The sequence below is a fragment of the Streptococcus intestinihominis genome, assembly GCF_046824975.1.
Classification (GTDB): Bacteria; Bacillota; Bacilli; order Lactobacillales; family Streptococcaceae; genus Streptococcus.
The window spans coordinates 73,766-84,757 of the sequence record NZ_JBKQBL010000006.1; the positions used below are offsets into that span (position 1 = coordinate 73,766).

Consider the following 10,992-nt stretch of genomic DNA (forward strand, 5'->3'; position numbering starts at 1 on the left):
AAGTGTTACAAGCTGTTACGCAAGAGATGATAACCTTGTCTCCGACCTTAAAGTTCGTAACCGCATCGCCGACTTCTTCGACAATCCCAATTCCTTCGTGACCCAGGATGGTCCCTTCTTTACAAGCTGGAACATCACCACCCAAAATATGGAGGTCTGTTCCACAAATGGTCGTTTTCACTAAACGAACAATCGCATCAGTTGGTTTCTTGATCACCGGTTTTGGTTGATCAATCAACTGAAGATTTCCTGCGGATACATATGTTGCTGCTTTCATAAGCGACTCCTTTTTTGTTGGTTTCATCAAACCATTTTATTACAGTTTTTACTTTGTGAATATTATAACATACAAAGTAAGCGCTTGCAACATATTTATTAGATTTCTTTAAAAGATATTTTTTGATCACAAAAATCAATTTCTAGCGTTAAAACAAAGAAAAATCCCCCGCTCTTTTGAGCGAGGGATAGCTGATAAACATCAGTTGTTCTCTAGCATCTTATTTACGACGTCCTGGACGTTCTTTGTAACCATAGTATGCATCTTCGATGATTTCTTGCATGTGGTCTACCATTGGAAGACGTGGGTTAGCTGGTGAACATTGATCTTCGTAAGCAAGGAAGGCCAATTCACGAGAATGTTTCTTCCATTCTTTTTCATCGATTCCTTGTGCTTTGAAGTTCATTTCGATACCTACACGTTCACCAAGTTCGTAAACAGCTTTCGCGTAAGCTTCAACTGCTTCTTCTGGTGTAGAGCATGGAAGGCCAAGCATACGAGCGATGTCTTGATACTTCTCATCTGCACGGTAGTAGTTGTACTTAGGCCATGTTGCTGTCTTAGCTGGGCGTGTACCGTTGTAGCGGATAACGTATGGAAGCAAGATCGCATTGGTCCGTCCGTGAATGGTGTGGAATTGCGCACCAATCTTGTGAGCCATTGAGTGAGAAATACCTAGGAAGGCATTGGCGAAGGCCATACCAGCAATAGTTGAAGCGTTATGCATTTTCTCACGTGAGTGGAAGTCTGCATTCTTCACTGAGCTTTCCAAGTTTTCGAAGACAAGTTTGATGGCTTGAAGAGCAAGACCATCAGTATAATCACTTGCCATTTGAGATACATAAGCTTCTGTTGCGTGAGTCAAAACGTCCATACCAGTGTCCGCTGCAACAGATCCTGGAACAGTCAATACCAAGGCAGGGTCTACGATGGCAACAGTTGGAGTCAATGAGTAGTCTGCGATTGGGTATTTACGGTTGTTTGCTTTATCAGAGATAACGGCAAATGGTGTTACTTCAGATCCTGTACCAGACGTTGTTGGGATGGCGATGAATTTGGTCTTCTTACCAAGCAATGGGAACTTGAAGGCACGTTTACGGATATCCATGAATTTTTGAACCAAGTCACGGAAGTCCACTTCTGGTTGTTCGTAGAAGAGCCACATTACTTTAGCCGCATCCATTGGAGATCCACCACCGAGAGCGACGATGGTATCTGGTTTGAAGGCACGCATGATCTCTGTACCACGTTCAACGGTTGTGATATCTGGATCTGGTTCTACGTCTGCAAAGATTTGGTAAACTACCTTATTGCGACGAAGGTCAAGCTGTTCGATGATACGATCAAGGAAACCAAGCTCTACCATAGCGTGGTCTGTAACGATCATGACACGTTCAACGTCACGACATTTTTGTAGGTATTCAATTGAATCACGTTCAAAGTATGTTTTTGAAGGAAGTTTCATCCATTGCATGTTATTTCTCCGGCGTCCGACTTTTTTGATATTCAAGAGGTTGATGGCACTAACGTTGTCCCCAACAGAGTTACGTCCGTAAGAACCACATCCAAGTGTCAATGATGGCAAGAAGGCATTGTAAACATCCCCGATACCACCGAAAGTCGAAGGAGAGTTGCAGATCACACGAATGGCTTTAACTGCTTTACCAAATTCTTTGGTCAATTCTTCGTCAGCTGTATGGATGGCAGCTGAGTGACCAAGACCGTTGAATTCAACCATTTGGCGAGCTTTGTTAATTCCGTCTTCACGGCTTTCAGATTTCAAGACAGCGATGACTGGTGACAATTTTTCACGAGTCAAAGGCTCTTTTTCACCAACTTCTTTACATTCTGCCGCAAGGATATTGGTTCCTTCTGGAACTGAGAAGCCAGCTTGTTCTGCGATCCATGCCGCTGGTTTCCCAACGATGTCCGCATTCAATTTCGCACCCGCACAGTTCTTGCTGTTAGCTTTTACGCCGAAGCAGAACTCTTCAAGAAGGGCTTTTTCTTTTTTGTTAACGAAGTAAGTGTGGTAAGATTTGAATTCTTCAACAAACTCATCGTAGATTTCTTTATCGATGATAACCGCTTGTTCAGACGCACAAACCATACCATTGTCAAATGATTTAGACATAACGATATCATGTGCTGCTTGGCGGATGTTAGCTGATTTTTCAACATAGGCAGGAACGTTTCCGGCACCTACCCCAAGTGCTGGCTTCCCACATGAGTATGCCGCTTTAACCATGGCATTCCCACCGGTCGCAAGGATAGTCGCAACTCCTTCGTGGTTCATAAGGGCACTGGTTGCTTCCATAGATGGTTGCGTAATCCATTGCACACAGTTTTCAGGAGCTCCTGCTTTAATCGCTGCATCGCGGACGATTTGTGCCGCATGAGCAGATGATTCTTGAGCTGATGGGTGGAAGGCAAAGACGATAGGGTTCCGTGTCTTCAAGGAAATCAAAGCTTTAAAGATTGCTGTTGAAGTAGGGTTGGTTGTAGGGGTGATCCCGCAGACAACTCCGACTGGCTCAGCAATAAGGGTCAAACCAGTGACGTCATCTTCTGAAATGACACCAACTGTTTTCGTATGACGCATGTTATTTACTACGTGTTCACAAGCGAACAAGTTCTTAGTCGCCTTGTCTTCAAAGACTCCACGACCAGTTTCTTCATAGGCATGAAGAGCGAGCTCACCGTGTGCGTCAAGAGCTGCTACAGATGCTTTCGCCACAATGTAGTCTACTTGCTCCTGATCCAATTTGCGCATTTCTTCAAGCGCAACAAGTGCTTTTTGCACCAACTCGTCTACGTGTTTTTCAGCAGCGAGTTTCTTTTCTTCAGGTGAGAGAGTTTTTTTATCAGCCATTTGATGCTTTCCTCCAATGTTTGAAACCCTTATCCTTTTCCGGAACTTTTTCCTGTTTTCAGAAACTTTCAAGAATAGTGTAAGAAATTTCGATTTGTTAATTTTTTCACAATATTATTGTACTCTATTTTAGAAAATTTGTAAATAGTTTCACAAAGATTTTTTTAACTTTTTTCCATGAACCCTCCTTCTCCTTCTATACAGGAGTATTTTCAAGAAAAAATTGAAGGAATTTTTTGAGAACGCACTTCAATTTCACAAACAAATATTTTCACGCAATTTTTGTAAGCGTTTTCTTAATTTTACTAAAAAAAGCAATTTTCTTCAAGTGAAAATTGCTTAAATCATATAGTAAATTTTACGGTTTAACCGGCCCCTGATTGGCTTGATCAACTGCTTCTTTCACGACGTTGGCATACAGGTTTCCTCCAACATCGATGGAACCATCTGATTCTAAACCAAAGTGGACATTATCCGTTCCAGCCCAAATCTCTGGATTATCGACAGCCACTTGGTACCAGTCTGCTACATAGACATAGTCATATTTTTTAGCCAATTCCAGCTGATACTGTCGAGTCTGAACGGTAACGCTATTGCTATCATTGGCTTCACGCCCATCATATGGGGTCACAAAGATTAAGCGATGTCCTTTTGGTAATTCTTGAACAAACTTATCCAACAATTCTTGATAATTATTAGAAGAGTTGGTTCCAAGTGCGATTACCACGTTCTTGAGTAAGACTCTATTGGCAATATCTGTTTCATATACTTTTAATCCTGAGTCCAGATTGCGACTCACCAAAGCATCTAATTGGATATCTGGCAGTACTTGTTTCAGATAATCTGATGCCCGGAGGTTTACAGAATCTCCGATCATGGTCACGCCATCTGACACATTGTAGGAAGTCGCTGAAGCATTGTCAACTTGGGCACGCGTGATCTGCATCTTGCTGTCGGATTGACGAAGTCCTTCGGTAATCAGGTTTTCATCAAAGGCTCCGACGCGTGGCGCAAAGAGTGCAATCCCAAACATGAGCAAGGTCAAGGGAATCGCGCTGTAAAAGAGTGGTTTCGTGAAACTTCTGAGATCCATCGAGATCCCAAAAATCTTCGGTTCACGTCCAGCCAAGGTTGGTTCAATAATATAGAAACTCAAGGCAGCAAGACTAAAGGATACAAGCGCTGTTAGTAGAGAGGCCCAGCCATTGGTCATTAATTGAGAAAAGATAATGTAAAATGGCCAGTGGAAGAGATAGACCCCATAACTGGTATCTGCAATAAAGGTAATCACTGCTGGTTCTTTCTGATTCGGTGTCTTTTCATGGAGGACACGTGTCATCACAATCATCACAGATGCAGCAAGAGTTGCTACTAAAAAGCCAAATAAATAGGTCCAAACACTATCAAAGGGAAGGATAAAGGTCAAGACCAATAAAACTAGAAAAGCACCCGCTAAAATCGCTAACGTCTTCTGTAGAGATAGCTTCTTCACTAATTGAGTAAGATTTGGGCTGGTCGTTGTAATCCCTGTCACTGTCGCTAAAGCACTCCCCACAAAGAAAGGAAAGACGTGAGCGATACTAGAAAAGTAGACATTGGACAAATTCTTGGTGACCAGTGCTCCGACAAAGAAGGTCAGGAAAGTCACCAAAAAGAGACCTGTCGAAGATAGGAAGATATAGCCTCTATATTGGCCAACTGATTTAGCTTTTTTACCCAAAAACCAAGCCAAGAGCGCCCAGAGGACGTAGTAATGAACTTCAAGAGCCAAACTCCAAGTATGAATGAAAAGATGGGGGATGAACTGACTTTCGTAACTTCCTCCACTTAACATCTCATAGAAGTTGGTCACAAAGCCAAAAACGGCTGCAATTTGCGTCCCAATCCCAGCAATAAAGTCTCGTCTGACCAAGAAGGTAAAAGGCATGACCAGCAAGACCATAAAGACTAAAGGAGGGACAATCCGGTAGAAGCGTCGTCTAAGGAAGCCCTTGAGATCAATCTTTTGATGACGGGCAAACTCATCGATCAGCAGAGCCGTGATCAAAAATCCTGAGAAAGTAAAGAAGATGTCGACTCCAATAAATCCACCAGGAAAAACTCTTTGAAAGAAATGGTAGAGAAGAACGAGAAGAAGTCCCGTTATCCGTACCAATGAAAACCATTTAATTCGCATTTTGATAAATTCCTTGTTTAAACGTTCCCTTATAAACGACATTTTGTTCTGTCGTCAAGGTTCCCTGGCCTTCTGGTTGGCCATTGACAAATTCACCTTCATATTTCCAGCCAGCCTTGGCTGTAAAGGTTCCATAACCACTAAAGGTCCCATTGACAAAATTGCCCTTGTAGGTGTCCCCGTTCTCAAAAGTCACCGTCCCTTGGCCATTCATCTTGCCTCGGACGACACTTCCGTCGTAGCGAATAGCTCCCTTATCGAGGGTCAACACACCTCCGAAAGGAATGGAGGAAAGAAATACCCACAAAGCAGACAGAACAATAATCACCAAGGACAAGCGTTCAATATTCTCTCTCGTAACATAGACCTTATAGGTCTCATATAATTCTTTTATTTTTTCCATACTCTGTTCATTCTTTTTATCTTCAGCCGGTTAGTCCTTTAAGGAGCCAGTCCGAAACTAGTCTTCTAATCGTTCCAACCACTCTTGACAACCAGCTAGGACACGGCGATAGGTCTCTTCGAAATCTCCTGTGTACCATGGATCTGGAACACTTTCTCCTGCAAAGAGATGAATCTTGTGCTCTGTTCCAGGCGGTGCCATTCGTTTGAGGTCAGCCACATTATTCTCATCCATTCCTAAGATCAGATCAAAGGTATGAAAATCTTGGTCACTGATTTGAAGGGATGTTTTAGACACATCATAGGGCACGCCATGACTGCGAAAAATCTTTTGAGTTCCTTGGTGAATAGGGTTCCCGTGCTCCCAGTTAGAAGTGGCACGGCTCTCAATCTCATACTGGTTGGTCAAATCCTTCATGACAAACTCTGCCATGGGGCTCCGACAAATATTTCCTAAACACACAAATACAATTTTTTTCATGACAGCACCTCCTTTCTATTATAACAGAATGTGAGAAAAATATAATCTGCTAAAATTATAATTTTGAGTCAAGATGAAAAAAGCCTGTCCACCATTGAGGTGGGCTGACTTTCTTTTTTTATTCAGGCAGGATGATCTGAAGGGCTGGCCATTTGCGTTTCCAATCTTTCTTCCGCATACGCTCTGTATAAACCGCCAAACGCTCAGGACTGGCTAAAAAATGTGGAGTCGGCTGAACGATGAAGTCTTCGATATCCCTTGTCCCATAGGGGAGAAAAAGCTCTAGCTGATCGTCTTTCCTTAAGCGAACCGCAAGAGCCGTACACTGCTCGGGGTATTTGGAAACCGCATCACAGGCACTATGATAAGGAGCCGTCCCCGGGCTATGCTGGTGCATGTAGACTTGGTTTTTGACTTCCCAGGCATACTGAGGATAGGTCTTCTTTAATCCCTGCTCGATCTGCAGAGTCTCCTCATAGCTGATCGCGGGGTCATAAAAGACCAGATCCAGATCCGTCGCCGCGTCAAACCCTGGTCTGCCAGAAAGCTGGTTCCAGATAAAATTGCGCACCGCACCTGCTGCTAACCAAGCGTCTGCCAGGTTGAGATCTCGAATAATAGTCAAGACAGTCATCATCTCCGGATCCGCTTGGATCTGCTCTACTATCGCTTCTTCCGTCAGCATCTTCTTCTAGTCTCCATTGTAGGGATAACCCAGGTGTTCATAAGCTTTGCGGGTCGCCACGCGCCCTGTCCGGGTCCGCATGATAAAGCCTTTTTGAATCAGGTAAGGCTCATACATATCTTCTACGGTCTCTCGCTCTTCAGCAATATTGACCGATAGGGTCCCAAGGCCAACCGGGCCGCCACCGTACATCTCAATCATGGTCCTCAGGATCTTTTGATCGACATAGTCCAGTCCTTCATGGTCCACATCCAGCATAGAGAGGGCCTTGTCTGTAATGGTGTCGTCAATCAAGCCGTCGCCCATAATCTGGGCAAAATCACGCACCCGCTTCAGCAAACGGTTGGCAATCCGAGGAGTCCCCCGACTACGAAGAGAAAGCTCTTCGGCAGCCTCGTGGGTAATCTCCATCTCAAAGATCTCGGCGGTCCGCTCGACAATCTCTGTCAGATCATCTTGCTCATAATATTCCATGTGGCCGGTAATCCCAAAGCGAGCGCGCAAGGGATTGGACAGCATCCCAGCTCGAGTCGTAGCCCCAATCAGAGTGAAAGGAGGAAGATCCAGGTGGACACTCCGGCTAGTCTCGCCAGCACCAATCATGATGTCGATGTAAAAATCTTCCATGGCGCTGTATAGCACTTCTTCGACTGACATAGGCAGACGGTGGATCTCATCGATAAAGAGGACATCGCCCGGCTCTAAGTCATTAAGGATGGCTACTAAGTCACCAGCCTTTTCAATGACAGGACCGGAAGTCTGCTTGAGATTGACGCCCAGTTCATTGGCAATGACAAAAGCCATGGTGGTTTTCCCAAGCCCCGGAGGGCCAAAAAGAAGGACATGATCCAGCGCTTCATCCCGAAGCTTGGCTGCCTCAATAAAGATTTTCAGCTGGTCCTTGACCTTATCTTGACCGATATATTCATGTAAAAATTGCGGGCGCAACGTCCGTTCAACAGCCTCTTCGTCGCCCATGATTTCATTGTCTAAAATTCTACTCATACAGTCTATTATAGCAAAAAATGATGCCTCTGATGATTTAAAATCATATTCTATTCAATATATCACTAATTATTGATTGTTGGGTGTTGGGAATCGATTCCCCTCTTAAACTACCTTGTTTCTTTTTAGGGAATGTAGTCCGTCTGCGACCCTATTGGACTGACTTCACCATAATAAGGGTCGTAGTTTTCGCTCCTCTCAAACTGCATCTACGTACCTAAGCTCTCTAACGTTTGCTAAGAAATAAAGATCGTAGTTCTCACTAGCGTTCGAACTGCGTCAACGTACCTAAGCTCGTCTACGTCCCTATTTGACTGCTTTCACCATTATAATAAGGAACGTAGTTTTCGCTCCGCTCAAACTGCGTCAACGTACCTAAACTCGCTGATGCTCGTAAAGGTACGTAGAAAAAAAAGCCACCGGTTTTGGTGGCTCTTATAGGGAGATTATTATGAAAAAGTTTTAGGAGTTTTATCATTCAAAGTTAGGAGGTCTTTGATGATGGTATTAGTATACGACGGGAAGCTTAAAGTTTCCTTATAGTCATTTTTAAAATTTTTTTCAAAAAAAGAGGAGGTCCCAAGCAAAGATTTCACATCCTTGTTTGTCACCCTCTCTTTCTTATCTATTTCTTAACAATGGCATGGTAGCTGGTCTTGCTGGTGAAGACTTGACCCGCTCTCAAGATAACCTTTTCAGCTTGGTCACTATGAATGGCATCTGGTACGGTTTGGAATTCCAAGGCCAAGCCATTGTGTTGAACCATTGGTTTTCCTTCCAGATAAACAGTTTCATCCACAAAGTTAGCAGAATACACCACCAAGGCGGGGGCTTCTGACTTGAAGGTCAAAAAGCGTCCAGACGGCTGATGATAGAAGAATCCTACATTCTCATGCCTTTCTGGCAGAGCGAAAGGATGGTCCAAGCCTTCTACCAGGCGGATTTGCGGATCAGAATCCTTAAAGAGATCCTCTAAGAGCATAGCTTGGTAGAGATGCTGAACAACCGGACTTTCTTTGTCCACAGTGTGAAGAGGGACACCGTCGGGATGGATAGGGTAAAGCCCCTGATGGTTGATCTGAAAGACATGGTCATTAATCGGCTGAGTGAAGTTGCCTGATAGGTTGAAATAGCTGTGGTTGGTCGGATTAACTAGAGTATCTTGGTCCGTTTCTACTCGATAGCTGATTTCCAACTCCCCTGCTTCCGTCAAGCCATAGGTCACCCAGATCTTGAGATTTCCAGGGAAACCGCCGGTACCATCCGCACGCTCTGTGTACAGGGTGATTTCTTGGTCTGTCACGGACTCCACGCTAAACAAGGCACTGTCCCAACCCGTCGGTCCACTGTGGTTGCAGTTGGCACCATTATTGGCTTCTAAGTGATAGGTTTGACCATTGAGCTCAAAGCTGGCCCCTGCAATCCGACCAGCAACCGGACCAATGCTGGCTCCATACTTGGGACTATTGCCGACATAGGCATCAAAATTGTCAAAGCCCAACACAATATTGGCGAATTGATCCTGTTTATCAGGCGTCACATACTCTATGATCGTCGCCCCATAGGTCATGACAGACAATTGATAACCTAGGTCATTTTCGAGGCGATAAGCTTCTACGTCTTGGCCGTCCAGTTGACCAAATAGATATTTATGATAGTGTTTCACAAGTTGTCTCCTCCAAGATTATTCATTCTAGTGAAAAGGGTGAATCACCACTCCTTGTACAACACGGTTGACCGTTCCTGTTGGCGATGGCGTGTCTGGGCGATTTTGAACCTTGAGCGAAGTCAAGAGGGAAATCAATTGACCATAGATAATGTATGGGAAGGCACGGTAGATATCTAGCGACTCTGCTGATGCTTCTACCAACACTTCTCGTACATGTTCAATGCCTGCTGCTTGGTCGGTCAAGAGGACGACCTGACGGGCAATCTGATCTCCAGCCACTTCTCCAACCAAATCCAAATCGTACTGGCGTGTATAAGGATCAATGGAGCCAAAGACCAAGACCAGAGTCTGATCATTGATGAGGGATTTCGGTCCATGACGGAAGCCAACAGGACTCTCGTACATGGTCGCAATTTTACCGGCTGTTAACTCTAAAATCTTGAGCTGGGCTTCATGAGCTAGCCCAAAGAAAGGTCCTGCTCCTAGATAGATGACGCGTTCGAAGTCTAGATCTACAACTTCCTTGACATCGCGATCTTTCTCCAAGACCTGCTCTGACAGATGAATCAATTCTTCCACTCGTTTTTCCTTGATTTCTTCCTCACTTGGATCAAAGACCAAGAGGGCTGTCAAGAGCATAGAGGTAAAGCTCGAAGTCATGGCAAAGCCAGCATCATTGGTTTCTTTTGGTTGGAGAAGCAAGAGATTACGCTCATCTCCGTGGGCCTGCTGGGCTAGCTTTCCTTCTTCCGCACAGGTAATGGTGATCTGATAAAGTTCATCGACCAAGTCTTGAGCTAACTCAACTGTTGCAACACTTTCAGGTGAGTTGCCACTACGTGCAAAGGAAACTAAGACCGTCGGCACTTCTTGTTTGAGATAGGTTTGTGGATGCGCCACGATATCGGTCGTCGCAATGGATTGGAAATTCCAATGGCGTTCATCGTGCACTTCCTGCAAATACGGAACCAAGGTGTCCCCCACATAGGCTGAGGTCCCTGCGCCTGTCAAGATCACCTTGATGTAGCCATGACGCTTCCCGATAGCCTCCAAAAACTCTTGGATTTCTTTTGCTTTCTCTTGATAGAGACGATAGGTCTCTTTCCAAACTTCCGGTTGCTGGTAAATTTCGCGTGTCGTAATTTCAGCCCCCAGTTCAAGCAGTTCTTCTTTTGTATAATCTAGCATGCTTCTCCTCTTTTCTACCCGCCTTATAAGCGGTAAGAGGCTGAGACAATTGTCCCAGCCCCATTCCGAATGTTCAAGCGGTTTTCGCTATCGTATCTTACTCATCCTCGTCGTCATCAAAGTTGGATAAAAGATCATTAACCTTCACGATGCTTTCTTGTGCACGCGCTGGATAAGCTTCTTCTCCTCCGACCAGGCTGTTATTAATAAATTCAATTACCATTGGCAAGTTCATCC

General features: G+C 44.5%; 9 protein-coding genes and 1 pseudogene. All 10 read right to left on the reverse strand.

Features of this window, described 5'->3' with window-relative positions:
- The coding region (locus ACLOR3_RS09245; RefSeq protein WP_412037163.1) for an alcohol dehydrogenase catalytic domain-containing protein at positions 1 to 277 on the reverse strand (277 nt) is incomplete at its 3' end.
- A gap of 220 nt (positions 278 to 497) precedes the next feature.
- Positions 498 to 3,149, reverse strand: coding sequence for a bifunctional acetaldehyde-CoA/alcohol dehydrogenase (gene adhE, locus ACLOR3_RS09250; RefSeq protein ID WP_118096325.1), 2,652 nt, complete (start codon positions 3,147 to 3,149; stop codon positions 498 to 500).
- 358 nt (positions 3,150 to 3,507) lie between these two features.
- On the reverse strand, positions 3,508 to 5,325 hold the full coding sequence (locus tag ACLOR3_RS09255; RefSeq protein WP_411400935.1) for an acyltransferase family protein: 1,818 nt from the start codon (positions 5,323 to 5,325) through the stop codon (positions 3,508 to 3,510).
- Positions 5,315 to 5,728 carry an MORN repeat-containing protein gene (locus ACLOR3_RS09260; RefSeq protein WP_411400936.1) on the reverse strand — a complete coding sequence of 138 codons (414 nt, stop codon included), beginning with the start codon at positions 5,726 to 5,728 and terminating at the stop codon, positions 5,315 to 5,317. The genes ACLOR3_RS09255 and ACLOR3_RS09260 overlap by 11 nt, the downstream gene beginning before the upstream one ends.
- A gap of 57 nt (positions 5,729 to 5,785) precedes the next feature.
- Positions 5,786 to 6,208: a low molecular weight protein-tyrosine-phosphatase gene (locus ACLOR3_RS09265; RefSeq protein ID WP_129270557.1), complete on the reverse strand. Its 423-nt coding sequence runs from the start codon at positions 6,206 to 6,208 to the stop codon at positions 5,786 to 5,788.
- 118 nt (positions 6,209 to 6,326) lie between these two features.
- A complete protein-coding gene (locus tag ACLOR3_RS09270; RefSeq protein WP_411400937.1) occupies positions 6,327 to 6,893 on the reverse strand; it encodes a nucleotidyltransferase family protein in 567 nt (188 codons plus the stop codon).
- Between the two features lie 6 nt (positions 6,894 to 6,899).
- On the reverse strand, positions 6,900 to 7,898 hold the full coding sequence (gene ruvB, locus ACLOR3_RS09275; protein ID WP_411400938.1) for a Holliday junction branch migration DNA helicase RuvB: 999 nt from the start codon (positions 7,896 to 7,898) through the stop codon (positions 6,900 to 6,902).
- A 625-nt stretch (positions 7,899 to 8,523) separates the two neighbouring features.
- Positions 8,524 to 9,564, reverse strand: a complete 1,041-nt coding sequence (locus tag ACLOR3_RS09280) for an aldose epimerase family protein (RefSeq protein ID WP_411400939.1) — start codon at positions 9,562 to 9,564, stop codon at positions 8,524 to 8,526.
- A 27-nt stretch (positions 9,565 to 9,591) separates the two neighbouring features.
- Entirely contained in the window at positions 9,592 to 10,755 is a 1,164-nt protein-coding gene (locus ACLOR3_RS09285; RefSeq protein WP_411400940.1) for an SIS domain-containing protein, read from the reverse strand.
- A gap of 97 nt (positions 10,756 to 10,852) precedes the next feature.
- Positions 10,853 to 10,992: pseudogene (locus ACLOR3_RS09290) on the reverse strand (PTS sugar transporter subunit IIA); the annotation flags it as partial.